Source organism: Kribbella speibonae, assembly GCF_004331375.1.
Taxonomy (GTDB): Bacteria; Actinomycetota; Actinomycetes; order Propionibacteriales; family Kribbellaceae; genus Kribbella; species Kribbella sindirgiensis.
This window is the reverse complement of record NZ_SJKC01000002.1, coordinates 438662-463983: the sequence shown is the minus strand read 5'-3', so window position 1 is coordinate 463983 and position 25322 is coordinate 438662. Positions and strand designations below refer to the sequence as shown.

General features: G+C 69.4%; 23 protein-coding genes and 1 tRNA gene. 20 read left to right on the top strand and 4 right to left on the bottom strand.

Going from position 1 to position 25322, the window contains the following annotated elements:
• Positions 1–137 precede the first annotated feature (137 nt).
• A complete protein-coding gene (locus E0H92_RS15600) occupies positions 138–992 on the top strand; it encodes a GNAT family N-acetyltransferase (protein ID WP_131496735.1) in 855 nt (284 codons plus the stop codon).
• On the opposite strand, the gene E0H92_RS15595 is transcribed toward E0H92_RS15600, so the two are convergent.
• Positions 989–2068: a dipeptidase gene (locus tag E0H92_RS15595; RefSeq protein ID WP_131467944.1), complete on the bottom strand. Its 1080-nt coding sequence runs from the start codon at positions 2066–2068 to the stop codon at positions 989–991. The genes E0H92_RS15600 and E0H92_RS15595 overlap by 4 nt on opposite strands.
• Before the next feature lie 64 nt (positions 2069–2132).
• On the opposite strand from E0H92_RS15595, the gene hisI reads away from it, so the two are divergent.
• The 12 genes from hisI (at position 2133) to E0H92_RS15535 (ending at position 11302) form a co-directional block, all read left to right on the top strand.
• Positions 2133–2465: a phosphoribosyl-AMP cyclohydrolase gene (gene hisI / locus E0H92_RS15590; protein ID WP_131293310.1), complete on the top strand. Its 333-nt coding sequence runs from the start codon at positions 2133–2135 to the stop codon at positions 2463–2465.
• Entirely contained in the window at positions 2462–3952 is a 1491-nt protein-coding gene (locus tag E0H92_RS15585) for an anthranilate synthase component I (protein ID WP_131496734.1), read from the top strand. The genes hisI and E0H92_RS15585 overlap by 4 nt, the downstream gene beginning before the upstream one ends.
• Positions 3953–3959: 7 nt before the next feature.
• Positions 3960–4502 (top strand): Trp biosynthesis-associated membrane protein, encoded by a 543-nt coding sequence (locus E0H92_RS15580; RefSeq protein WP_131467947.1) that lies wholly within the window; start codon positions 3960–3962, stop codon positions 4500–4502.
• Positions 4503–4558: 56 nt separating this feature from the next.
• A complete protein-coding gene (locus E0H92_RS15575; protein WP_131467949.1) occupies positions 4559–4813 on the top strand; it encodes an HGxxPAAW family protein in 255 nt (84 codons plus the stop codon).
• 13 nt (positions 4814–4826) lie between these two features.
• Positions 4827–5633 carry an indole-3-glycerol phosphate synthase TrpC gene (gene trpC / locus E0H92_RS15570; RefSeq protein WP_131293313.1) on the top strand — a complete coding sequence of 269 codons (807 nt, stop codon included), beginning with the start codon at positions 4827–4829 and terminating at the stop codon, positions 5631–5633.
• Positions 5634–5709: 76 nt separating this feature from the next.
• Positions 5710–6909: a tryptophan synthase subunit beta gene (trpB, locus tag E0H92_RS15565; RefSeq protein ID WP_131467951.1), complete on the top strand. Its 1200-nt coding sequence runs from the start codon at positions 5710–5712 to the stop codon at positions 6907–6909.
• Complete coding sequence (trpA, locus tag E0H92_RS15560; RefSeq protein ID WP_131496733.1) at positions 6902–7726, top strand: tryptophan synthase subunit alpha; 825 nt, start codon at positions 6902–6904, stop codon at positions 7724–7726. Before trpB ends, trpA begins: the two co-directional genes overlap by 8 nt.
• A 7-nt stretch (positions 7727–7733) precedes the next feature.
• Complete coding sequence (locus E0H92_RS15555) at positions 7734–8390, top strand: SCO family protein (RefSeq protein WP_131467955.1); 657 nt, start codon at positions 7734–7736, stop codon at positions 8388–8390.
• Entirely contained in the window at positions 8387–8881 is a 495-nt protein-coding gene (locus tag E0H92_RS15550; protein WP_131496732.1) for a DoxX family protein, read from the top strand. Before E0H92_RS15555 ends, E0H92_RS15550 begins: the two co-directional genes overlap by 4 nt.
• Entirely contained in the window at positions 8878–9585 is a 708-nt protein-coding gene (locus E0H92_RS15545) for a DsbA family protein (RefSeq protein WP_131467959.1), read from the top strand. The genes E0H92_RS15550 and E0H92_RS15545 overlap by 4 nt, the downstream gene beginning before the upstream one ends.
• Positions 9586–9636: 51 nt before the next feature.
• Positions 9637–10584 (top strand): prolipoprotein diacylglyceryl transferase, encoded by a 948-nt coding sequence (lgt, locus tag E0H92_RS15540; RefSeq protein WP_202873654.1) that lies wholly within the window; start codon positions 9637–9639, stop codon positions 10582–10584.
• Positions 10577–11302, top strand: a complete 726-nt coding sequence (locus E0H92_RS15535) for a VIT1/CCC1 transporter family protein (protein ID WP_238153463.1) — start codon at positions 10577–10579, stop codon at positions 11300–11302. The genes lgt and E0H92_RS15535 overlap by 8 nt, the downstream gene beginning before the upstream one ends.
• Here E0H92_RS15535 and E0H92_RS15530 read toward each other — a convergent pair.
• A complete protein-coding gene (locus E0H92_RS15530; protein ID WP_131496731.1) occupies positions 11263–12312 on the bottom strand; it encodes a 1-aminocyclopropane-1-carboxylate deaminase in 1050 nt (349 codons plus the stop codon). The two genes, E0H92_RS15535 and E0H92_RS15530, sit on opposite strands and share 40 nt — an antisense overlap.
• 26 nt (positions 12313–12338) lie before the next feature.
• Here E0H92_RS15530 and E0H92_RS15525 point away from each other — a divergent pair, with 26 nt between their 5' ends.
• Complete coding sequence (locus E0H92_RS15525; RefSeq protein WP_131467964.1) at positions 12339–13106, top strand: protein kinase family protein; 768 nt, start codon at positions 12339–12341, stop codon at positions 13104–13106.
• Here E0H92_RS15525 and E0H92_RS15520 read toward each other — a convergent pair.
• Together E0H92_RS15520 and E0H92_RS15515 are read right to left on the bottom strand one after the other, a co-directional pair.
• On the bottom strand, positions 13064–13921 hold the full coding sequence (locus E0H92_RS15520; RefSeq protein WP_131496730.1) for a phosphotransferase family protein: 858 nt from the start codon (positions 13919–13921) through the stop codon (positions 13064–13066). The genes E0H92_RS15525 and E0H92_RS15520 overlap by 43 nt on opposite strands.
• Before the next feature lie 26 nt (positions 13922–13947).
• Positions 13948–14763, bottom strand: a complete 816-nt coding sequence (locus E0H92_RS15515; protein ID WP_131496729.1) for an aminoglycoside phosphotransferase family protein — start codon at positions 14761–14763, stop codon at positions 13948–13950.
• A 242-nt stretch (positions 14764–15005) separates the two neighbouring features.
• Between E0H92_RS15515 and gltB the strand changes: the two genes are divergently transcribed.
• The 6 genes from gltB (at position 15006) to E0H92_RS15485 (ending at position 25307) form a co-directional block, all read left to right on the top strand.
• Entirely contained in the window at positions 15006–19529 is a 4524-nt protein-coding gene (gltB, locus tag E0H92_RS15510; RefSeq protein ID WP_131496728.1) for a glutamate synthase large subunit, read from the top strand.
• Positions 19529–20995 (top strand): glutamate synthase subunit beta, encoded by a 1467-nt coding sequence (locus tag E0H92_RS15505; protein WP_131496727.1) that lies wholly within the window; start codon positions 19529–19531, stop codon positions 20993–20995. Before gltB ends, E0H92_RS15505 begins: the two co-directional genes overlap by 1 nt.
• A 94-nt stretch (positions 20996–21089) precedes the next feature.
• On the top strand, positions 21090–22640 hold the full coding sequence (locus E0H92_RS15500) for a metallophosphoesterase family protein (RefSeq protein WP_238153464.1): 1551 nt from the start codon (positions 21090–21092) through the stop codon (positions 22638–22640).
• Between the two features lie 99 nt (positions 22641–22739).
• A complete protein-coding gene (gene pyk, locus E0H92_RS15495; protein WP_131293325.1) occupies positions 22740–24191 on the top strand; it encodes a pyruvate kinase in 1452 nt (483 codons plus the stop codon).
• Between the two features lie 230 nt (positions 24192–24421).
• A tRNA-Leu gene (locus E0H92_RS15490) sits at positions 24422–24504 on the top strand.
• Between the two features lie 32 nt (positions 24505–24536).
• Positions 24537–25307: a transcriptional regulator gene (locus E0H92_RS15485; RefSeq protein ID WP_131496726.1), complete on the top strand. Its 771-nt coding sequence runs from the start codon at positions 24537–24539 to the stop codon at positions 25305–25307.
• Positions 25308–25322: the final 15 nt, after the last annotated feature.

Here is a 25322-nt window from a genome sequence, read left to right as displayed (position 1 = left end):
ACCTCTTTGGGCCCGGGCCAACCAAATTTCGCCGCGGATTTTGGTTGGTGGAGGCTCAAAGTGGCGGTGGAGTGGTTGATGGGGACTCAAAGTGGGCCTGGGGTGCGGCGGGATGGGGGATGGTGTGGGATTGGGGGATGGGTCTTGAGATGGGTGTGGCGGGGGTTGGGGAGTTGGGCGCGGTTGTGGGTGTGTTGCGGGGGTGGCAGCGGGAGGGGGTGGCGTTGCAGTTGCATCCGGGGGATCTGGGGTGGTTCTGGCGGTTTGGGGAGGAGCGGACGGCGGCGGCTACGCGGATCTGGCGGCGGGGTGGGGAGATTGTTGCGATCGGGATGCTCGACGAGCCCGACTGGTTGCGGACGGCGATCGCGCCGGAGCTTCTGCGGGACGAGGAGTTGGCGCGGCGGATCGTCGAGGACGTGCCCGGTGTGCTGGTCGAGGGCAAGGTGTACGTCGAGACGCCGACCGGGGCGCTCGTCCAGGACCTGCTGTTCAAGGACGGGTGGAAGGCGGACGCGCCGTGGGTCCCGGTGTGGCGCGACCTGACCGATCCGGTGCCGGATCCGGGCGTCCGGATCGATGTGATCGGCGCGGAGGAGGCCCACGAGCGGACCGGCGTCCAGCGGGCGTCGTTCGACGGGTCGACGTTCACCGACGACCGCTGGTTCGCGATGGCCGACGGCCTGCCGTACGCCGACGCGCGCTGCCTGGTGCTCCGCAACGAGATCGGCGAGTCCGTGGCCGCCGCCACCGTCTGGTCGGCCGGCGAGGGACGCCCCGGCTACATCGAGCCGATGGGCGTCCACCGCCTGCACCGCGGCCGCGGGTACGGCACCGCGATGGTCCTCGGCTGTGCGCGCACGCTCCGGGAGATGGGTTCGTCCAGCATCTACACGGTCACCCCGGCGACGAACGTCGGTGCCGTCGCCACGTACCAGGCCGCCGGGCTCGAGCCGCTGGACGAGATCCGCTCGCAGTACCGGGAGGCCTAGGAAGCGACGTCGTCCGCGGCCCGGAGCACGCGCAGGATGTTGCCGCCGGCAAGTTTGCCGAGTTCCTCGTCGCTCCAGCCGCGGTCGGCCAGCGCGCTGAACAGCACCGGGTACGACGCCACGTCCGGCAGCTCGACCGGGAACTCCGGGCAGCCGTCGTAGTCGCCGCCCAGACCGATGTGGTCGACGCCCGCGACCTCGCGGACGTGCTCGACATGCTCGACCACGTCCGCGAGCCTGATCTCCGGCCGCGGTACGCCGTACATCGCCTCGACCTGTTCGCGGTGCTGGGGATCCTCCAGGCCGTGCTCGACGGCCAGTGCGCGCATCCCGTCCAGCCAGTCGACGTACGCCTGCGACGTGAAGTACGGCACGAACGTCACCATGCAGACGCCGTCGTTGCCGGTCAGCGTCTCGAGGACGTCGTCCGGCGCGTTCCGCGGTACGTCGCAGACCGCGCGCGCCGACGAGTGGCTGAAGATCACCGGCGCGCTCGTCACCCGCAGCGCGTGCCGCATCGTGTCCGCGGAGACGTGTGAGAGGTCGACCAGCATGCCGATCCGGTTCATCTCCCGGACGACGTCCTCGCCGAACTCGTTCAGCCCGCCGAGCACCGGTTCGTCGGTGGCCGAGTCCGCCCAGGACACGTTGTTGTTGTGGGTCAGCGTCATGTACCGCACGCCGAGCGCCCGCATCACCCGCAACACGCCGAGCGACTCACCGATCGAGTGGCCGCCCTCCATCCCCATCAGCGACGCGACCCGGCCCGCCTTGATCGCCGCCTCGACCTCGTCGGCGGAGTCGGTGAGCTCCAGGTCCGCGGGGAAGCGCGCGACGAGACGCCGGACGAAATCGAGCTGCTCGAACGTACGTCGTACCGCGTGCTCGTCCTGCGGGACCCACAAGGACCAGAACTGCCCGCCGACCTGACCGGCCCGCAGCCGGGGGAGGTCCGTGTGCAGCGACGGCACCGAGCCGCTCAGGTCGTGGGCGTCCAGGTCGTAGCCGCACAGTTCGTAGAAAGCGATGGGCAGGTCGTTGTGCCCGTCGATCACCCGATATTCGCTCAACGTCATCTCGCCATCCTCGCAGTTCGGGACCGTGGTCAGCAGGCAACCCCGGATCGGGGACAATGGGTGGGTGACTATCGACGAGTTGACCTTCGACGCGGCCGGTCTGATCCCGGCAGTGGTGCAGCAGTACGACACGCGCGAGGTCCTGATGGTGGGCTGGATGAACGCCGAGGCGGTGCGCCGTACCGCGGAGAGCGGCCGGAGCACGTTCTGGTCGCGCAGCCGGCAGGAGTACTGGGTGAAGGGCGAGACCAGCGGCCACCGTCAGCACGTGAAGCAGTTGCTCGTCGACTGCGACGCCGACACCCTGCTCGTCCTCGTCGACCAGGAAGGCCCGGCGTGTCACACCGGGACGCGCAGCTGCTTCGAGCACGGCGAGATCGAGGTGAAGGCAGCGTGACGGCGCCGGCGCTCGAGACGTTCCGGGAGTACGCGAAGGACCGCCGGGTCATCCCGGTGACGCGGCGGCTGCTCGCCGACGCGGAGACCCCGATCGGTGTCTACGGCAAGCTCGCGGCCGAACGGGAAGGCACGTTCCTGCTGGAGTCGGCCGAGAACGGCGGCGTCTGGTCGCGCTACTCGTTCATCGGCGTGCGAAGTGCCGCCACCTTGACCGAACGCAACGGCGAGGCCGTCTGGACCGGCAACCCGCCGGTCGGCCTGCCGCAGACCGGCGACCCGTTGCAGGCGCTCCGCGAGACGCTCGAGATCCTGCACACGCCGCGGCTGCCGGACCTGCCGCCGCTGACCGGAGGCATGGTCGGCTTCCTCGGGTACGACGCCGTCCGCCGGCTCGAGCGGTTGCCGGACACCACCACCGACGACCTGGGCCTGCCCGAGCTGACGTTCCTGTTCGCCACCGACCTGGCCGCCCTCGACCACGAGACCGGCGAGATCTGGCTGATCGCCAACGCGGTCAACTGGGACGACTCCGACGACCGCGTCGACGAGGCGTACGCCGACGCGGTACGCCGCCTGGACGCCATGGAGCGCGACCTCGCCCGGCCCACCCCGTCGTACGTCGTCCGCGCGGACCGGCAGGCCCAGCCGGACCCGCACCGGCAGCGCTCCAGCGCCGAGTACCGGCAAGCGGTCGAGGACGCGAAGGAGGAGATCCGCGCGGGCGAGGCGTTCCAGATCGTCGTCTCGCAGCGGTTCGAGCTGCAGAGCAGCGCCTCCGCGCTCGACATCTACCGGGTGCTGCGGCGCTCGAACCCGAGCCCGTACATGTACCTGGTCCGCCTGGACGGCTTCGACATCGTCGGCTCCAGCCCGGAGGCACTGGTCAAGGTCACCGAGAACAAGGTGATCCTGCACCCGATCGCCGGCACCCGCCGCCGCGGCGCGACGCCGGAGGAGGACCACGCGCTGGAGGAGGAGCTGCGCGCGGACGTGAAGGAACGCGCCGAGCACCTGATGCTCGTGGACCTCGGCCGCAACGACGTCGGCAAGGTCTGCGCGCCCGGCACGGTCGAGGTCGTCGACTTCATGGACGTCCGCCGCTACAGCCACGTCATGCACCTGGAATCGACCGTCACCGGGCAGCTGAAGGCCGGGATGACCGCGTTCGACGCGCTCACCGCCGCGTTCCCCGCGGGGACGTTGTCGGGGGCACCGAAACCGCGCGCGATGGAGATCATCGACAAGCTCGAGGTCACCCGGCGCGGCGTGTACGGCGGTGTCGTCGGCTACCTCGACTTCGCCGGCGACGCCGACACCGCGATCGCGATCCGCACCGCGGTGCTGCGCGGCGGTACGGCGTACGTCCAGGCCGGGGCCGGGATCGTCGCGGACTCGGATCCGGCCTCGGAGGACGCCGAGTGCCGGACGAAGGCGGCCGCCGTACTCAACGCGATCGCGGTCGCGGGAACGTTCAGTGACGTATGAGGGACGTATGAGACCCCAACGCGTAGTCGACCTCCTCGCCCTCGTGGCGTTGGTCCTGCTCGGCCTCTCGGCGTACTTGACCTGGGTTTCGGTCAACCCCGGTACCGGCCGCGTGGACGAGGTCTTCAACGGCTACTCGATCACCAAGGCCCCGGTCGCGCTGGCGCTCGCGGCGCTGGTGGCGGTGATCGTCACCAAACTCGCCGGTACGGCGCTGCGCCGGCTGCTCGGCGCACTGGTCGTCGTGCTGGGCGCGATCGCGGTCGCCGTCGCGCTGCTGGTGCGGCCCGACGGCCCCGAGCTGAGCCGGATCCGGCCGGTGCTCAGCGCCGTACTGGCCGACCAGGTCATCGAGACCGGCGGCCCGGCGCCGTGGTTCGCCCTGGGCGGCGGACTCGCCCTGGTCGCGGCCGGTCTGCTGACCGTGCTGACAGCGCATCGCTGGCGCACTGCGACCCAGCGTTACGAGCGTGATCCGGCCGCCTCAGGAGCGGATCAAGGGGCCGATCAGTGGAAGGCGATCGACGCCGGGGAGGACCCGACTCTCTGATCGCGGCGGGCTACCGCCACAATAGGACGGGACGACGAGGAGGAGTGGCGCCAACTATGGACAATACGGTGGCCGATCAAGGGGCGAGTTCGATCGAGGAAGCTCCGCACGATCTGCACGGCAACAGCCCGGCTGCGTGGACGGCGGTGGCGATCGTGCTGGTCGCGTTCACGGTCGGCGCCATCGCCATGGTGCTGGGGCCGAACTGGGTGCTGTTCTGGATCTCCGTCGGAATCGCGGTGCTGGGGGCGCTGGCCGGCAAGGTGCTGCAGCTGCTGGGCTTCGGGGTCCCGACCGACGGCGACCACTGAAGGGCGGACGGACATGACTGTGCTTGACGACATTCTCGCTGGGGTCCGCGAGGACCTTGCGGAGCGCCAGGCCCGGGTCAGCCTGGACGACCTGAAGCAGGAGGCCCAGCGCAAGCCCGACGCCAAGGACCCGATGCCGGTGTTCCGCGGCGACGGGATCGCGGTGATCGCCGAGGTGAAGCGCTCCAGCCCGTCCAAGGGCGAGCTGGCCGAGATCACCGACCCGGCCGCGCTGGCCGGTGAGTACGAGCTGGGCGGCGCCGCGGCGATCTCGGTGCTGACCGAGGAGCGCCGGTTCAACGGCAGCCTCGACGACCTGCGGGCAGTCCGCGGCCGGGTCGACGTACCCGTGCTGCGCAAGGACTTCATCGTCTCGTCGTACCAGCTCTGGGAGGCCCGGGCGGCCGGTGCCGACATGGTGCTGCTGATCGCGGCGGCGCTGGAGCAGGAGGCGCTGGTCTCGCTGATCGAGCGGGCCCAGTCGATCGGCCTGTGCCCGCTGGTCGAGGTGCACGACGAGGAGGAGACGCGGCGTGCGGTGGACGCCGGCGCCCAGCTCATCGGCGTGAACAACCGGAACCTGAAGACCCTCGAGGTCGACCGGGACACCTTCGCCCGGGTCGCGCCGACGATCCCGACCGAGCTCGTCCGGGTGGCCGAGTCCGGGGTCCGCGGTCCGCATGATGTAATCGAGTTCGCGCGCGCCGGGGCCGATGTCGTCCTCGTCGGTGAAACCCTGGTGACCGGCCGCGATCCTCGCGCCTCGGTCGCCGACCTCGTCGCCGCCGGATCGCATCCCGCCATCCAGCAGCGGCACTGACCTCCCCGACCGGTCCAAACGGCCAGGGGCAGTAACTCTCCCGAGCCGTCTGGGCCGGGTTTGGAAGGTTTTTCGGATGAGTACTGTGCTGCCCGACCAGTTCGGGCACTTCGGCCGTTTCGGCGGCAGGTTCATGCCGGAGGCGCTGATCGCGCCGCTCGACGAACTCACCCAGGCCTGGCGCGACGCCATGGCCGACCGGGAGTTCACCGACGAGTTCGAGCGGATGCTGCGCGAGTACATCGGCGCCCCGAGCCTGCTGTACGACGCGACCCGGCTGTCGGATGTCGCGGGTGCGCGGATCCTGCTGAAGCGCGAGGACCTGAACCACACCGGCGCGCACAAGATCCGGAACGCGATCGGCCAGGCGCTGCTGACCAAGCGGATGGGCAAGCCGCGGGTGATCGCGGAGACCGGCGCCGGGCAGCACGGCGTCGCGACCGCGACCGCGTGCGCGTACCTCGGCCTGGAGTGCGTGGTCTACATGGGCGAGGTCGACACCGAGCGCCAGGCGCTGAACGTGGCCCGGATGAAACTGCTCGGCGCCGAGGTGATCTCGGTGAAGACCGGCAGCCGGACGCTGAAGGACGCGATCAACGAGGCCCTGCGCGACTGGGTCGCCAGCGTCGACAAGACCCACTACATCCTCGGTACGGCGGCCGGTTCGCACCCGTTCCCGGCGATGGTCCGCGACTTCGTGCGCGGGATCGGCGACGAGGCGCGCGAGCAGTCGCTCGCCCTGCTGGGCAAGCTGCCGGACGCAGCGGTCGCGTCGGTCGGCGGCGGGTCGAACGCGATCGGCCTGTTCACCGCGTTCATCGGCGACGACGTGAAGCTGTACGGCGTCGAGCCGGGCGGCGACGGGTTCGAGACCGGGCGGCACGCGGCGACGATCAGCGCCGGGCAGGTCGGCGTACTGCACGGTGCGCGGTCGTTCCTGCTGCAGGACGAGGACGGGCAGACGATCGAGTCGCACTCGATCTCCGCGGGACTGGACTACCCGGGCGTCGGTCCGGAGCACGCGTGGCTGGCGGAGACCGGGCGGGCGACGTACCGGCCGATCACCGACGCCGAGGCGATGGAGGCGTTCAAGCTGCTGTCGAGGACCGAGGGCATCATCCCGGCGATCGAGTCCGCGCACGCGGTCGCCGGCGCGCTCGACATCGCGAAGGAACTGGGGCCGGAGGCAACCATTCTGGTGAACCTGTCCGGTCGCGGCGACAAGGACATGGACACGGCCGCGACGTGGTTCGGTTTGGGGGGTTCCGATGAATGACGTAGTTGCCCTGGGCAACGCCGGGGTCGCGATCCGGACGGCGAACGACGCGGGCCGCGGCGCCCTGATCGGGTACCTGCCGGCCGGTTTCCCGACGTACGACGGTGCCGTGGACGGCGTCAAGGCGATGATCGACGGCGGCGCCGACGTGATCGAGCTCGGCCTGCCGTACAGCGATCCGGTGATGGACGGTGTCACGATCCAGCGCGCCACCGAGATCGCGCGGGCCGGCGGGCTGCGGACCCGGGACGTGCTCAGCACGGTCGAAAAGATCACGGCGTACTCCGACGTGCCGGTGCTCGTGATGACGTACTGGAACCCGATCGAGCGGTACGGCGTGGACCGGTTCGCGGCCGATTTCGCCGGCGTCGGGGGAGCGGGGCTGATCACGCCCGACCTGATCCCGGACGAGGGCGCGGAGTGGATCGCGGCCGCCGACAAGCACGAGCTGGACAAGGTGTTCCTGGTCTCTCCGTCGTCGACCGACGAGCGGATCGCGATGACCACGGCCAACTGCCGCGGTTTCGTGTACGCGACCGCTGTAATGGGTGTCACCGGGGCGCGGGACAAGCCGTCGGAGCTGGCGGCGCCGCTGGTCGCCCGGGTGAAGGCGGCGACCGGCCTGCCGGTCGGTGTCGGCCTCGGCATCTCCAACGGCGACCAGGCGGCCGGTGTGGCGGCGTTCGCGGACGCCGCGATCGTCGGCGCGGCACTCGTCAAGGCACTCCAGGACGGCGGCCCGGCCGGTGTGCGGAAGCTCACCGAAGGCCTGGCCGAAGGCGTCCGCCGGGAACCCCGCGCGACCGCCGGACGTTAGAACCGCCGTGAGTCGATCGAGGAACGCTGTCCTGTTCTTGGCGGCGGTGGCTCTGCTCGCCCTCGCGGGCTGCAGTGGCAAGGAAGAGAAGCCGGACAACCCGGGCGGTGCGATCATTCGCAGCAGCCAGGACCCGAACGGGTTGCGCGGCGCCACTCTCGACGCGCCGTACTCGATGCCCGCGGCCACCTTGACCGACACGTCCGGGAACCCGTTCAACCTGGTCACGTCCACGAAGAAGCCGGTCACGCTGGTGTTCTTCGGGTACACCAACTGTCCCGATGTGTGCCCGACCGTGATGGCCGACGTGGCGTCCGCGCTGACGAAGCTCGACGACCAGGTGCAGGACCAGATCCAGATGCTGTTCATCACCACCGACCCGGCGCGGGACACCGGGCCGGTGATCCGTAAGTACCTGGACCGGTTCGACCCGGCGTTCGTCGGGCTGACCGGGTCGCTGACGTCGATCAAGGACATCGCGAAGGCCGTCGGCGTACCGGTGGAAGGGATGCAGAAGCTGCCTTCCGGTGGGTACGAGGTCGGTCACGGAGCGCAGGTGATCGGCTTCGGGAAGAACGACAAGGCGAACGTGCTCTGGTTGTCGAACGCCGCGATCGGCGACCTGGCGCACGACTTCGGGAAGCTGGTGGAGGACAACCGGTGAAGCCGTGGATTCCCTGGGTCTCCCTGGTGGCGCGGCTGGTGCTCGGCGGGGTGATGCTGGTCGCCGGGGCGCTGAAGGTGACCGATCCGGAGACCGCCGCGCAGGCGGTCCGCGCGTACGAGCTGCTCCCGTCGGCGCTGGTGGAGCCGGTCGGCTGGGGGCTGCCGTTCCTGGAGATCGCGATCGGGTTGCTGTTGATCATCGGCTTCGGTGTCCGCGCGTCCGCGGCGGCCGCGGGTGTTTTCATGATCGTCTTCATCGCCGCGGTGTCGTCGGCCTGGGCCCGCGGGCTGTCGATCGACTGCGGCTGTTTCGGCGGCGGCGGTCAGGTCGCACCGGGACAAACGAAGTACCTGCAGGAGATTCTGCGCGATCTCGGACTGCTGGTGCTGGCCGGCTGGCTGTGGCTGAAGCCCGCCAGTAAGTTCGCTGTCGTATCAGAACCGGACACAGAACCGGAAACAGGACCGCAAGGAGTCTCCGCGTCGTGAGCAAGCCCCAAACCCCGTCGAATCCGCTGTTGCAGCAGCCGAAGCGCCGGATCACCCCCGGAATCATCGTGGTGATCGTCCTCGTGCTGGCCCTCGGCGCGGGCGTCGGTGTGCAGTACTACCGCGGCCACTCCAAGGTCGAGGTGAGCTCCAACGGGCGCCCGGAGCCGACGGTCGTCACCGGTCCGGGCACGTCCGGCAAGGGCGTCACGGTCGGCAAGTCCGGCGCGAAGGTGAACATCGACCTGTACCTGGACTTCCGCTGCCCGCACTGCGCGGAGTTCGAAGAGGCGAGCGGTGCCACGGTCGACAAGCTCGTCCAGGACGGTACGGCGACGCTCACGTACTGGCCGTTGCAGTTCGTGAACCCGGACGCCTCGCCGCGGCTCGCGAACGCGTTCGCCGCCGCGGCCGCGAACGGCAAGGCGCTGAGCTTCGTCGACGAGCTGTACGGCGACTTCTCGAAGTCCTGGACCACCGACCAGTTGCTGGAGCTCGGCAAGCAGCTCGGGGTCGGCGACGCGAAGTTCCAGCAGGCCGTGCAGGACAACACGTACGCGAGCTGGCTGGAGTCCGTGGGCACGGCCGCCGACGACCGGGGTGTGACCGGAACGCCGACCGTCTTCGTCAACGGCAAGCAGCTGGAGGCCAACGAGCTCACCGCCGAGGGCCTGCAGAAGGCCGTCGACGCGATCGCATCGTGACCCTGCGTTTGTGGCCGCGCCCTGCCGGGTCGAGTAGCGTCTCTGTTTGCCATGTCTAGTCTGATTCCCGCCGTGATGGTTCCGGCGTTCATTCCCAGCCCGAGCCAGGGTGTCTGGCACGTCCTCGGCCTGCCGATCCGCGCGTACGCGTTGTGCATCCTGGCCGGCATCTTCGTCGGGTACTGGCTCGGCCGCCGGCGCTGGGTGGCGCGCGGCGGCTCGGCGCCGGTGCTCGCCGACATCATGTTCTGGGCGATCCCGTTCGGGCTGATCGGTGCGCGGATCTACCACGTGATCACCGACGCCGAGCTGTACTTCGGCGAGGGCAAGCACCCGATCGACGCGCTGAAGATCTGGCACGGCGGACTCGGGATCTGGGGTGCGGTCGGCTTCGGCGCGCTCGGCGCGTGGATCGCCTGCCGGCGGGCCAAGGTGCCGTTCCTGGCGGTCGCGGACGCGATGGCGCCCGGGATCGCGCTGGCGCAGATCTTCGGGCGGTTCGGGAACTACTTCAACCAGGAACTGTTCGGCGGCCCGACGACCAAGCCGTGGGGCCTGGAGATCGCACCGGACCACCGGCCGGCCGGGTACGCCGACTTCGCGACGTTCCACCCGACGTTCCTGTACGAAGCGGTCTGGAACCTCGGCGTCGTCGCGCTGATCCTGCTCGCCGACCGCCGCTTCAAGCTCGGTCACGGACGGGCGTTCTTCTTGTACGTCGCGGCGTACACCGCCGGCCGCGCGTGGATCGAGCACATGCGCATCGACACCGTGAACCACATCCTCGGCCTGCGCCTGAACGTCTGGACCGCGATCATCCTGTTCGTCCTGGCCGTCGCGGCGTTCATCGTCAGCGCCCGCAAACGCCCAGGCCAGGAAGACATCAGCACCGGCGCCGCCGCCGGCAAGCCGACCGACGAGGCACCTGCCGCCGCCGAGCCGAGCGAAGCGACGACGGACACGACCACCGCGAAAGCCAACGACGGGTCAAGTGACTGAGACGCCTGAGGTTTCTGCCGAGCATCACGGGGACCACACGCACCGTGATGTGAACGGCGGCTGGCTGCGTCCGGCGGTGTTCGGGGCGATGGACGGCCTGGTGTCGAACTTCGCGCTGATCGCCGGCATGGACGGCGGCACCAGCTCCGGCTCGAAGTTCATCGTCCTGGCCGGCCTCGCGGGCCTCGCCGCGGGCGCGTTCTCGATGGCGGCGGGGGAGTACACCTCGGTCGCCTCCCAGCGCGAACTCGCCCGCGCCGAGATCGAGGTCGAGCGCACCGAGATCAAGAAGCACCCGATCGACGAGGAGATCGAGCTCGCCGAGACCTACCGGGCGAAGGGCCTCGACCCGGACCTGGCCAGCAAGGTCGCGAAGCAGTTCCACGCCGACCCGGAGCAGGCCCTCGAGGAGCACGTCCGCGAGGAACTCGGCATCGACCCCACGGACCTCCCGAACCCGGTGATCGCGGCCGCCTCGTCGTTCATCTGCTTCGCCATCGGCGCGTTCGTCCCGCTGGCGCCGTACCTGGTCGGCGCCGGCAGCGTCGTACCGTCCCTGATCCTCGCCCTGACGGCCCTTTTCGTCTGCGGCGCCGTGGTCTCCCGCGTCACCAGCCGCTCCTGGTGGTACTCCGGCCTCCGCCAGCTCCTCCTCGGCGCCGCGGCCGCCGCCCTCACCTACTTCGTCGGCACGCTCGTCGGCCCCGGAATCGGTTGAGTGTGCGTGAACAGGCTGCTGTAGGCGTTCAGCGCGGGCTGGCCGCCGAGGTGGGCGTACAGAACGGTTGAGTCCGCGGGGATGTCGCCGGTGCGGATCAGATCGATCAGGCCGGCCATCGATTTCCCTTCGTACACCGGGTCGATGATCATCCCCTCGAGCTGACCGGTCAGCCGGATCGCGTCGAGGGTCGACTGGACGGGTACGCCGTACTCGTCGCCGGCCCAGCCCTCCAGGACGGTGATCTCGTCGGCGCGGAGGTCGCGGCCGAGGCCGATCAGTTCCGCGGTGGCGCGGGCGATCCGCTCGACCTGGTCGCGGGTCTCCTGGAGCTTGGCGCTGGCGTCGATCCCGATCACCCGCCGCGGGCGGTCCTGGCCCGCGAACCCGGCGATCATCCCGGCGTGCGTGGACCCGGTCACCGAGCAGACCACGATCGTGTCGAAGAAGACCCCGAGCTCGCGCTCCTGCTGTTCCACCTCGGCGGCCCACTGCGCGAACCCGAGCCCGCCGAGCCGATGGTCCGAGGCGCCGGCCGGGATCGCGTACGGCGTACCGCCGCGTGCCTCGACGTCCGCGAGGGCCTGCTTCCAGCTGTCCTTGAACCCGATCCCGAACCCGGCCGGGTCGAGCCGCACCTCGGCGCCCATGATCCGGCTGAGCAGGATGTTCCCGACCCGGTCGTTGAGGGCGTCCGGCCAGTTCACCCAGTTCTCCTGGACCAGCACCGCCTTCAGCCCGACCTTCGCGGCGACCGCGGCGACCTGGCGGGTGTGGTTCGACTGGTACCCGCCGATCGACACCAGCGTGTCGGCGCCCTGCGCGAGCGCGTCCGGGATCAGGTACTCCAGCTTCCGGGTCTTGTTCCCGCCGTACGCGAGCCCGGCGTTGCAGTCCTCCCGCTTCGCCCAGATCTTCGCCCCGCCCAGGTACGCGCTCAGCCGGTCGAGCGGGTGCACCGGACTCGGACCGAACAACAGCGGGTACCGCGGAAAATCACTCAGCGCCATCAGCTTCCTCCACTAGGGTCAGCGGGATGTTCCCCGGCGAGATCGACGTCCTTCCGGCCACCTACCTCGACCAGCTAGGCACCATCTTCGCCCGCTTCGCCCCACGAGACTCCGGAAACGTCTCGTACGGCGTGGAGTTCGGGGGCACCAGGTACTTCGTCAAGACCGCAGGCGACCCCGCCGCGACCGAGCCCTACCTCGGCTTCGACGATCGGGTAGACCTGCTCCGCAACGCGGTCGAGCTCGCCCGCTCGGTCAACCATCCCGTGCTGCCGACCCTGCACGCCGTGATCGAGTCCCCGGCCGGGCCGCTCCTCGTCTACGACTGGCGCGACGGCGACCTCCTCGGCGACCCGGTCACCCGCGAGCGGTTCCAGGCGCTTCCGACGGCGGAGATCCTCGCCGCACTCGCCACCATCTACGACCTGCACGCCGCGCTGGATGCGCTGGGCTGGGTCGAGTGCGACTTCTACGACTCCGCGCTGCTGTACGACTTCCAGACCCGCGGGCTCACGGTCTTCGACCTGGACACCTACCACCGCGGCCCGCACCACAACACGATGGGCGAGATGTTCGGCTCCAGCCGCTTCATGGCTCCCGAACAACACGTCCTGGGTGCTCCCTTGGACACGCGCACCAACGCCTACGTCATGGCCCGCGTCGCGCTGGTGTTTCTCCCCGAGCCGCCGCCCGCGTTGCACGCCGTACTGCTCGAGGCGACGACCACACGCTTCCCGAGCTACCAAGCGTTCTACGACGCGTGGTTGACCGCTTCGTCCACGATCGCCGAGTGAGTGATCAACCGCTCCAGGTGCTCTCCGGGGTCGGGTTGGTTCACCGCCCACGCCGCCCGGGCAACGAGAGTGACGGCAGCGGTCAGCACGGCACCTCGTCGTACTGACTCGGCCGGCCACGTCGCCGTACTGCCTGCTTGGTAGGCGGCGACGAGTTCGTCGACCGGTGCTCGGGTCGACTGCAGCAGGTAGCCGAGATCGAAGCCCAGGGGCCCGAGGCCGAACTGGTCGAAGTCCACCGCGATTACGTCGTCGCCGTCGCGCCGGACCAGGTTCGGCAGGTGGATGTCGCCGTGCACGACCACCTGCGGAAGCTGGTCGAGTTCCTCCATCAGCGCCATCCGCTGGGCCCAGAGGCTTTCGCACATGCGCCGTACGTCGGCCGGCAGTACGTCGGCGGTGGCGCAACCCGACCAGCCGCCGTGGACCGCGTCGTCGTCCAGCCGGTCCCGCAGAATGCGCCGCGCGAACCACGGCTCCGGCCGCAGCCGGTTCAACCCGAACCGGCCGAGCGCCGCGGCCGCCTCCACCACCCCGACCGGCCCCGGCTCGACCGCTTCGGTCCACACCAGGATCCCGCCCGGATCCGCCTCGGTCTTCACGTACTTCGGCGCCCGCAGCCCCTTGGTCCACTCGAGCACGCCACTACTCGCCACCTCGTCCTGCCGACGCCAGTACGCGTACCGCCCCGGCCGCTCGTCCCCAGGCACCAGCCGCTTGACCACCATCCCCTCCGGCGTCCACCACACGCCCCCATGCGCCAACTCCTTAGGCGCGGCCAGCAGCGTCCAGTCGTCCCCAGGCTCCCATCGCATCCGCGATCATTTACCAGCCTTGAGGTTCACGCGAGGTAACCGACCGCCTCCTCCACAACACCGGCCAACCCCACAAGATGATCTCCGGGGTGCGGCTGTGTGAGCGCCCAAGCAGCCCGCGACACCCCGGTGTACGCCGCCACAAGCGCCGCCCCGCACCGCACAGCTTCCTCGCCCCCATGTGCCGCCACGAGGTCGTCGAGCGGCACATCCACCGCAAGCAGCAGGTAGCCGAGGTCGAAGCCTGCCGGGCCCAGCCCGAACTGCTCCCAGTCGATCGCGATCACGTCGTCGCCCTCACGCCCGAGCAGGTTGACTGGATGCGCATCCCCATGCGTCGGCACCCGAGGCAGCCCGTCGAGGATGTCCAACGCCGACTCCCGCCGAGCCCACAGCTCCTCGATCGCCGGTGTCGCGAGCCCCGCGCGGCTCAACGCCCGCCACCCACCACGCCGCTCCACAGTCCTCAGACGGTCCCGCAGAACGTCCCGGGCACCCCAGTCAGGCTCTGCCACGGAACACCCCGCGAACCGCCCCAGAGCCCCAGCCAGCCCTTCCGCAGACCACGCGACGGCGGGCGTGTACGCCATCCGCAGCGTGATGCCGTCCGCGTCCCGTTCGACGCCCAAGCAGGCCGGCGCGCGCAAGCCCGGCGTACCGGCCACCACACCCGATTCGGCCACCAGCGCCTGCCGCTCCCAAAAGGCGTGATGGCGGGGATCGGTGACCCCGCGGACCAGCCGCTTCACCACCTGGTCGTCAGGTGTCCGCCAGACCCCTCCGGTCGCCTGTCCGGTGCCGGGGGTGAGTGGTTTCCAGTTGGATGCGGGGTGCCATGGCATAGGGACGATCTATCAGTCTCAGCAAGTGGATTTCACCGGGTGTGGGTGGTTGGGGGCGCGGTGGGCTGGGAAGATGGGGAGTCGAGTAGTGAGCGCTTGCTTACGGAGGGTCATCAAGGCGTTGCGCGGTGGACAGGAAGTCCATTTGGCGGGCGTCATGAGGTAGTCTCGGGACTCCCGGCTTGGGCCAGTGTTGTCCCGCGGCCAGTTGTTTTTGACCGTAGGACGACGGGAGCTCCTGAATGTATGGTCGCCCCCCATTCCCGAGCGAGGGTCTCTACGACGGACGGCACGAGCACGACGCGTGCGGTGTTGCCTTCGTCGCGACTCTGACCGGTGAACCGAGCCACGACATCGTGGCCAAGGCTTTGACCGCCCTGCGGAACCTGGAACACCGCGGTGCCTCCGGCGCCGAGCCCGACTCCGGCGACGGCGCCGGCATCCTGATCCAGGTACCGGACGCCTTCTACCGCAAGGTGTGCGAGTTCGAGCTGCCCGCGCCGCACAGCTACGCGACCGGTATCGCGTTCCTGCCGGCCGACGCCGACGACGCCGCGAAGGCGATCGACCGGATCGAGGAGCTCGCGGCCGAGGAGCAGCTGACGGTGGTCGGCTGGCGGGACGTCCCGACCACGCCCGGCCTGCTCGGCGCGACCGCGCGTTCGGTGATGCCGACCTTCAAGCAGCTGTTCGTGACCGCGAAGGCGGGCCGCGTGCTCGGCCTGGCGCTGGAGCGGATGGCCTACAGGCTGCGCAAGCGGGCCGAGAAGGAGACCGAGACCTACTTCCCGTCGCTGTCCGGCCGGACCATCACCTACAAGGGGATGCTGACCACCGACCAGCTGGACAAGTTCTTCCCCGAGCTGACCGACCCCGACCTCGCCTCGGCGATCGGTATCGTGCACAGCCGATTCTCCACGAACACGTTCCCGTCCTGGCCGCTGGCCCACCCGTACCGGTACATCGCCCACAACGGTGAGATCAACACCGTCCAGGGCAACCGGAACTGGATGCGGGCCCGCGAGGCGCTGCTGTCCAGCGACCTGATCCCGGGTGACCTGGAGCAGCTCTACCCGATCTGTACGCCGGGTGCGTCCGACTCCGCGTCCTTCGACGAGGTCCTCGAGCTCCTGCACCTCGGCGGCCGCTCGCTCCCGCACGCGATGCTGATGATGATTCCGGAGGCGTGGGAGAACGCCGCCACCATGGACCCGCAGCGGCGGGCGTTCTACGAGTTCCACTCGACGCTGATGGAGCCGTGGGACGGCCCGGCGTCGGTGGTCTTCTCCGACGGCACCAAGGTCGGCGCGGTCCTGGACCGCAACGGCCTGCGCCCGTCGCGGTACTGGGTGACCGACGACGGTCTCGTCGTACTGGCCTCCGAGGCCGGCGTCCTGGACATCGACCCGGCGACCGTGACCGAGAAGGGCCGGCTCGAGCCGGGCCGGATCTTCCTGGTCGACGTCGACGCGCACCGGATCATCACCGACGCCGAGGTGAAGAACGCCCTCGCCGCCGAGCACCCGTACGACGAGTGGCTGCACGCCGGCCTGATCCGGTTCGAGGACCTGCACGAGCGGGAGCACGTCGTCCACAGCCACGCGTCGGTGACCCGGCGCCAGCAGGTCTTCGGGTACACCGAGGAGGAGCTGCGCGTCATCCTCACCCCGATGGCGAAGTCCGGCGCCGAGCCGATCGGCTCGATGGGCACCGACACGCCGATCGCGGTCCTGAGCGATCGTCCGCGGTTGCTGTTCGACTACTTCGCGCAGCTGTTCGCGCAGGTCACGAACCCGCCGCTGGACGCGATCCGCGAAGAGCTGGTGACCTCGCTGTCGTCCAGCCTCGGCCCAGAGTCGAACCTGCTCAACCCGAGCCCGGCCTCCTGCCGCCAGGTCGTGATCCCGTTCCCGGTGATCACCAACGACGAGCTGGCCAAGCTCCGGCACATCAACCTCGACGGCGACATGCCCGGCCTGGCCACCACGGTCCTGCGCGGCGTGTACGACGTCGAGGGCGGCGGCGAGGCGCTCCGGACCCGGCTCGACGAGCTGTGCGCCGAGGCGAGCGCCGCGATCAACGAGGGCGCCCGCATCCTGGTGCTGTCCGACCGGCACTCGAACGCCGACAGCGCGCCGATCCCGTCGCTGCTGCTCACCTCCGCGATCCACCACCACCTGGTCCGGGAGAAGACCCGCACCCAGGTCGGTCTGGTCGTCGAGGCCGGTGACGTCCGCGAGGTCCACCACGTCGCGCTCCTGATGGGGTACGGCGCGGCCGCGATCAACCCGTACCTGGCGCTGGAGTCCGTCGAGGACCTGTGCCGGCGCGGGACGTACCTGCCCGGCATCGAGCCCGAGCAGGCGATCCGCAACGTGGTGAAGTCGCTCGGCAAGGGCGTCCTCAAGGTCATGTCGAAGATGGGTGTCTCGACGGTCGCGTCGTACACCGGCGCCCAGATCTTCGAGGCGAACGGCCTGTCCCCGTTCCTGGTCGACATCTACTTCACCGGTACGTCGTCCCGGATCGGCGGCGTCGGCCTGGAAGCGATCGCCGAGGAGGTACGGCGTCGCCACCTGCGCGCGTACCCGGCCGACGGGATCCTGCCGGCGCACCGCAATCTGGAGATCGGCGGCGAGTACCAGTGGCGCCGCGAGGGCGAGCCGCACCTGTTCGACCCGGACACGGTCTTCCGGCTGCAGCACAGCACCCGGACCGGGCGGTACGACATCTTCAAGCAGTACACGTCGAAGGTCGACGAGCAGTCCGAGCGGCTGATGACGCTGCGCGGTCTGTTCGGCTTCAAGTCCGACCGCGGCCCGATCCCGCTCGACGAGGTCGAGCCGGTGAGCGCGATCGTCAAGCGGTTCTCCACCGGTGCGATGAGCTACGGCTCGATCAGCGCCGAGGCGCACACCACGCTGGCGATCGCGATGAACCAGCTCGGCGGCAAGTCGAACACCGGCGAGGGCGGCGAGGACGCCGAGCGGCTGTACGACCCGGCCCGGCGGAGCTCGATCAAGCAGGTGGCGTCCGGCCGCTTCGGCGTCACGGCGGAGTACCTGACGAACTCCGACGACATCCAGATCAAGATGGCGCAGGGCGCGAAGCCCGGTGAGGGCGGGCAGCTGCCCGGCCCGAAGGTGTACCCGTGGGTCGCGAACACCCGGCACTCGACGCCGGGCGTCGGCCTGATCTCGCCGCCGCCGCACCACGACATCTACTCGATCGAGGACCTGGCGCAGCTGATCCACGACCTGAAGAACGCGAACCCGTCGGCGCGGATTCACGTGAAGCTGGTCTCGGAGGTCGGCGTCGGCACGATCGCGGCGGGCGTCAGCAAGGCGCACGCGGACGTCGTACTGATCTCCGGCCACGACGGCGGCACCGGTGCGGCGCCGCTGACCTCGCTGAAGCACGCGGGCGGTCCGTGGGAGCTGGGTCTCGCCGAGACGCAGCAAACCCTGCTGCTGAACGGTTTGCGCGACCGCATCGTCGTCCAGACCGACGGCCAGCTTAAGACCGGCCGGGACGTGATCATCGCGGCCCTGCTCGGCGCGGAGGAGTACGGTTTCGCGACCGCGCCGCTGGTAGTGTCGGGCTGCATCATGATGCGGGTCTGCCACCTGGACACCTGCCCGGTGGGCGTCGCGACGCAGAACCCGGTGCTGCGGGAGCGGTTCTCCGGCAAGCCCGAGTTCGTCGTCAACTTCTTCGAGTTCATCGCCGAGGAGGTCCGCGAGTACCTGGCGGAGCTCGGGTTCCGGACGCTGGACGAGGCGATCGGGCACGCCGAGGTCCTCGACATCCAGCGGGCCGTCGACCACTGGAAGGCCGACGGGCTCGACCTGTCGCCGATCCTGCACGTGCCGGCGCTGCCCGAGGGCACGTCGCTGCACCAGACCATCGAGCAGAACCACGGTCTGGACAAGGCCCTCGACAACGAGCTGATCCGGATCTGCCAGCCGGCGCTGGAGAACGGCGAACCGGTCCGGGCGCAGCTCGCGATCCGGAACGTCAACCGGACCGTCGGTACGATGCTCGGCCACGAGATCACCAAGCGGTACCGCGCGGCCGGGCTGGCCGACGGCACCATCGACCTGACCTTCACCGGGTCGGCCGGCAACTCGTTCGCCGCGTTCGTCCCGCGCGGGGTCACGCTGCGACTCGAGGGCGACGCCAACGACTACGTCGGCAAGGGCCTGTCCGGCGGCCGGGTCGTGATCCGGCCCGACCGGCACGCGCGGTTCGACGCCGCCGACCAGATCATCGCCGGCAACGTGATCGCGTACGGCGCCACGTCCGGCGAACTGTTCATCAGCGGCGGCGCCGGGCAGCGGTTCTGCGTCCGGAACTCCGGCGCGACCGCGATCGTCGAGGCGGTCGGCGACCACGCGTGCGAGTACATGACCGGCGGGCGCGTCGTCGTACTCGGCGCCGTCGGCCGGAACTTCGCGGCCGGCATGTCGGGCGGCGTGGCCCACGTGATCGACCTGGACCCGGCGTTGGTGAACCCGGAGCTGGTGGATCTGCACCCGGTCACCACCGACGAGTCCGAACTGCTGCACGACCTGGTCCGCAGGCACTTCGAGGAGACCGGTTCGGAACGGGCGGCCAAGCTGCTCGCCGACTGGCCGGCCGCGGCTGCCAGGTTCACCACGGTGATGCCCCGCGACTACGCCCGGGTGCTGGCGGCCAAGGCGGCCGCCGAGCGCGACGGGCTGGACGAGGACGCCACCACGCGAGCGATGATGGAGGCCATCTGATGGCTGATCCCAAGGGATTCCTGACCACCCCGCGCGAGGTCGCCGACCGGCGGCCGGTGGAGGAACGCAAGCAGGACTGGAAAGAGGTCTACCCCGGCGGACCCGGCAAGGCGCTGCTGCCGATCATCACCAAGCAGGCCGGCCGCTGCATGGACTGCGGCATCCCGTTCTGCCACAACGGCTGCCCGCTCGGCAACCTGATCCCGGAGTGGAACGACCTGGTCTGGCGCGACGACTGGTCGAGCGCGATCGAGCGGCTGCACGCGACCAACAACTTCCCGGAGTTCACCGGGCGGCTGTGCCCGGCGCCGTGCGAGACCTCCTGCGTGCTCGGCATCAACCAGGACCCGGTGACGATCAAGAACGTCGAGGTCGCGATCATCGACAAGGCCTGGGAAACCGGTGACGTCAAGCCGCAGCCGCCGGAGTGGCTGACCGGCAAGACGATCGCGGTCGTCGGCTCGGGCCCGGCCGGCCTGGCCGCCGCGCAGCAGCTGACCCGCGCGGGGCACACGGTCGCGGTGTACGAGCGCGCCGACGCCCCGGGCGGCCTGCTGCGGTACGGCATTCCCGAGTTCAAGATGGAGAAGGAACAGGTCGACCGCCGCATCCAGCAGATGAAGGAAGAGGGCACGGTCTTCCGTTCCGGCGTCAACGTCGGCGTGGACGTCACCGGCACCCAGCTCAAGCAGCGGTACGACGCGGTAGTCATCGCGACCGGCTCCACGGCCGCCCGCGACCTGCCGGTGCCGGGCCGTGAGTACGGCGGCATCCACCAGGCGATGGAGTACCTGCCGCAGGCCAACCGGGTGGCGCTCGGACAGACCGTCGACGGCCAGATCGTTGCTACCGGCAAGGACGTGGTGATCATCGGCGGCGGCGACACCGGCGCCGACTGCCTGGGAACCGCGCACCGGCAGGGCGCGCGGACGGTCACCCAGCTGGAGATCATGCCGCGGCCCGGCGACGACCGCCCGGGCAGCCAGCCGTGGCCGACGTACCCGATGATCTACCGGGTGGCCTCCGCGCACGAGGAGGGCGGCGAGCGGGTGTACGCCGTCTCCACGGTGAACTTCGAGGCCGATGCCGCCGGCAACGTGTCCGGGCTGAACCTGGTGGAGGTCGAGTTCAAGGAGGGCCGCTTCGCGCCGATCGAGGGCACCGAGCGGCACATCCCGGCGCAGCTCGTGCTGCTGGCGATGGGCTTCGTCGGCCCGGAGCGTGAGGGTTTCCTCGAGCAGCTCGGCGTCGAGCTCGACGAGCGCGGCAACGTGAAGCGGGACAACCGGTACCAGACGTCGGTCGACGGGGTCTTCGCCTGCGGTGACGCCGGCCGCGGCCAGTCGCTGATCGTCTGGGCGATCGCCGAAGGCCGTTCCTGCGCCGGCGGCGTCGACGCCCACCTCACCGGATCGTCGACGCTCCCCACCCCGATCCCGCCGACTGCCCGCCCCCTCGCAGTCTGACCGCAGCCCCACTTTGGGCCCCAGGCAACCAAAACCCGGCATGGGAAACGGTTGGTCGGTGCTCGAGGTGGGGCTTCTCGGTAGGTTGGTGAGTGTGGTGGTACGGCTGGTGACGAAAGAGCGGCTGCGGGCGGTGGCGCCGTGGGCCGGGTTGAGCCTGCTTTTCGTGCTGACCTCGGTCGTGGTGGGACTGTTCGGGTTCGTGAACGACTCCGAGCGGGTCACGATCGGCGCGCACGCGGCGACCGTGTCGCCGACGTTCGACGGGCACGCCACGCTCGACCTCGGCGCCGTCCTGCCGCGGCTGCGGATCCCGACGAACACGCCCGGCGGGATCGGCGTCAACGTCGACGTCCAGGAGACCGACGCCGACAACCTCACCGAGCTGCTCACCCGCGACACCCTGATCGCCTCCCAGCCCGACGGTGAGATCGGGCGGATCCAGCAGGTCATCCAGGAGATGGCGGTCGACAACGCGGTCGCCGGCGCCGGGTCGGGCCTGCTCGTGGTCGTGGTCGCCGCGACCCTGTGGACAGCCCTCGGCGTACGGCGACGTAGCGAGCTGTGGCACCTCGTGCACCGGCACGAACGGCGGACCGAGCACCGGATGATCGTCATCCTGGTCGCGATGCTGATCACGATCGCGTCCATCTTCGGACCGGGACGGATGCGGACCGCCGAGGTGCCGCCGACGCAGTGGCAGCCGTTGTTCAAGTTGCTGCCGGAGATGTCCTTCGACGACCGGCTGAAGTCGGTCGAGGTCGCGTCCGGGTTCTCCACCACCGGCGGGGTCGGGATCATCCGGACGCTGGTGGAGACGTACCGCAAGTCCACCGAGCTGTACGGCAAGCTCAAGGACCGGGTCGCGGACGTCGCCCCGCAGTTGCACCAGCCGAACGAGAACGAGACGGTCGCGCTGCTGGTCTCGGACCGGCACGACAACATCGGCATCGACGGGTTCGCGGCCGAGGTCGCCAAGCGCGGTGGCGCCAAGCTGCTCATCGACGCCGGTGACGACACCTCGTCCGGGCAGAGCTGGGAAGCGTTCAGCATCAACTCGCTGCGGCAGCACTTCAAGGACTTCAAAGTGGTCGCGGTGGCCGGCAACCACGACGCCGGCGGCCACGTCGAGGAGTTCATGCGCAAGTCCGGGTTCACCGTCCTCGACAGCAAGCCGGTCGAGGTCGAGGGGATCCGGTTCCTCGGCGACAGCGACCCGACCCGCACCGGGCTCGGCAGCGCGGACAGCCCCGGCGACGAGACGATCGAGCACCAGTCGGAGCGGCTCGCGGACATCGCCTGCGACCAGCCGGACGACAAGCGGATCTCGACCATGGTGGTGCACGACCCCTCGTCGTACGCCGACACGGCCGCCCGCGGGTGCGCGACGCTGCTGCTGTCCGGTCATTTGCACCGCCAGGTCGGCCCCGAACATCGGGTGGTCGACGGCCGCGCGGTCACGACGTACACGAACGGGACGACCGGGGGAGCGGCGTACGCCTTCGCGCTGGGCTACACCTTGCGCAAACCGGGTGAGGTCACCCTCATCACGTACCAGAAAGGGCTGCCGGTCGGTCTGCAGACCGTCACCGCCCAGCCCAGCGGCGACGTGACCGTGGGGCCCTACACCCCCTTCGGTTCTTGACGATTCAGGCGATGCGGTCAGTCGTCTTCAACTGTTAACTGTCCAGTAACGGGGGCGGACCAGCGGGCCCAGTGGTTTGCAGGAGTAGGGTTTTGTGACGTGCGTCGCGCAAAGATCGTTTGTACGCTCGGCCCGGCTACGGCCGCCCCGGAGCGCATCACAGAACTCGTCCAAGCAGGTATGGACGTCGCAAGGCTCAATCTGAGCCACGGCGCCCACGCCGAGCATGAGCGCATCTATCAGCGGATCCGCACCGCTGCGGCGGAGACCGGGGCCAACGTCGGCATCCTGGTCGACCTGCAGGGCCCGAAGATCCGGCTGGCCGAGTTCGCCGAGGGCAAGGCAACGCTGACCTACGGCGAGCGCTTCACGATCACCACCCGGGAGGTGCCCGGTGACCAGACCATCTGCGGTACGACGTACGACGGTCTGCCGGGCGACGTGAACCCGGGTGACCAGCTGCTGATCGACGACGGCCGGATCGCGCTCGTCGCCGAGGAGGTCACCGAGACCGACGTGGTCTGCCGCGTCACCGTCGGCGGCCCGGTCTCCAACCACAAGGGCATCAACCTGCCCGGCGTCTCGGTCAGCGTGCCCGCGCTGTCCGAGAAGGACGCCGAGGACCTGCGCTGGGCGCTGCACCTGCCGGCCGACATGATCGCGCTGTCGTTCGTCCGGGACGCCGCCGACATCCAGCTCGTGCACAAGATCATGGACGAGGAGGGTCTGCGGATCCCGGTCGTCGCCAAGATCGAGAAGCCGCAGGCGGTCGCCAACCTGGACGAGATCATCGAGGCGTTCGACGGGTTCATGGTGGCCCGCGGCGACCTCGGCGTGGAACTCCCGCTCGAGGAGGTCCCGCTGGTCCAGAAGCTGATCATCGACCAGGCCCGGCTGAACGCGAAGCCGGTGATCGTCGCCACCCAGATGCTGGAGTCGATGATCTCCGCGCCGCGGCCGACCCGGGCCGAGGCCTCCGACGTCGCGAACGCCGTACTCGACGGCGCCGACGCGGTCATGCTGTCCGGCGAGACCAGCGTCGGCCGGTTCCCGATCGAGACCGTCAAGACGATGGCCCGGATCGTGGAGTCGACCGAGGAACACGGCCTCAGCCGCGTCCAGGAGATCGAGTGGGAGCCGAAGACCAAGGGCGGCGTCATCGCCCGCGCGGCCGCGGACGTCGCGGAGCGGCTCGAGGCGAAGTACCTGATCGCGTTCACCCAGTCCGGTGACACCGCGCTGCGGCTGGCCCGCTACCGGACCGAGGTCCCGCTGCTCGCGTTCACCCCGGTGCCGTCGGTCAGCTCCTGGCTGAGCGTGGTCTGGGGCATCACCACCCACATCGTCCCCACCGTCGACCACACCGACGAAATGGTCCGCCAGGTCGACCAGCGCCTCCTCGAACTCGGCATCCTCAACAAGGGCGACCTGGTAGTAATCGTCGCCGGCTCCCCACCCAGCATCCCCGGCTCCACCAACGCCCTCCGAGTCCACCGCATGGGCGACGCCATAGAAGGCAACGCCCCCGCCTACCGAAGCCCCAACCCGTAAGACCCGGTCGAGGCGGGTCACTGATTGCCAGCCCGCCTCAAGAAGGGTTCTCCCCTCGTGTTGGGGGTTCTCTGCTGGTATGCGAGCGGAGAACCCCCAACACGAGGGGATATCCAGTCCCGTGGCCCCTCCAGGAGCCTCACCCGGATCGCCGATTCCGATGGTGCCCGTCACGGCGGGGCCGATAGGCGGAATCGACCGGCTTGCGGCTAGAGTTGCTCCAGCAACTCGCCGGGTTGGTGGAATGGCAGACACGACGGACTCAAAATCCGTTGCTCGCAAGGGCGTGTGGGTTCGAATCCCACACCCGGCACAAATTGTCGGTGGCGACGATGACCATGAGGCATGGGGCACATCAGATCGCAGGAGACAGTCGACTCCGCGTTGCGGATGTCCGACAACGGGGTCAGTGACAAGACGAACGCTGAGATCCACGGGGTCGCGATCAAGACGATTCGGCGGTGGCGGCGGCTGTATCAGCGGCGTGGGTTGCCGCGGGGGACCGGGTTTCGGCCGACGCCGTGTCCGCGGTGTGACGGGGCTGAGTTGGATGAGGCGGCGTACGCGCTGCTGCTCGGGTGGTATCTCGGTGACGGGTCGATCGCGAAGGCGCGGCGGGGTGTGTTCACGTTGCAGATCATCAATGACGCCAGGTACGAGCGGCTCAACCAGGAGATCGCCGAGACGGTCAAGCGCGTGAAGCCGACGGCGAGTCCGTGTCTGCGGGGTGGGCATGGCGCGATTCGGGTGGAGGCTCGGTGGAAGCATTGGCCTTGTCTGTTTCCGCAGCACGGGCCTGGGCGGAAGCATCTGCGGAAGATCGAGCTGGTCGACTGGCAGCGGGAGATTGTTGCCAAGTACCCCGAACAGTTGCTCCGGGGACTGTTCCACTCGGACGGGTGCCGGTTTGTGAACTGGGCCAGTAAGCCGGACGGGAAGCGGTACTACTACGTGCGGTACATGTTCTCGAACGAGTCCGAAGACATCCGGAACATACTGACGGAGACTCTCGATCTGTTGGGGATCAAGTGGCGGCAGCCGCGGCTGAATGCGATCGCGGTGAGTCGCAAGGAAGCGGTTGCCGTGCTCGATACGTTCGTGGGGGCCAAGTCTTGAGGGTGGATCGATAAG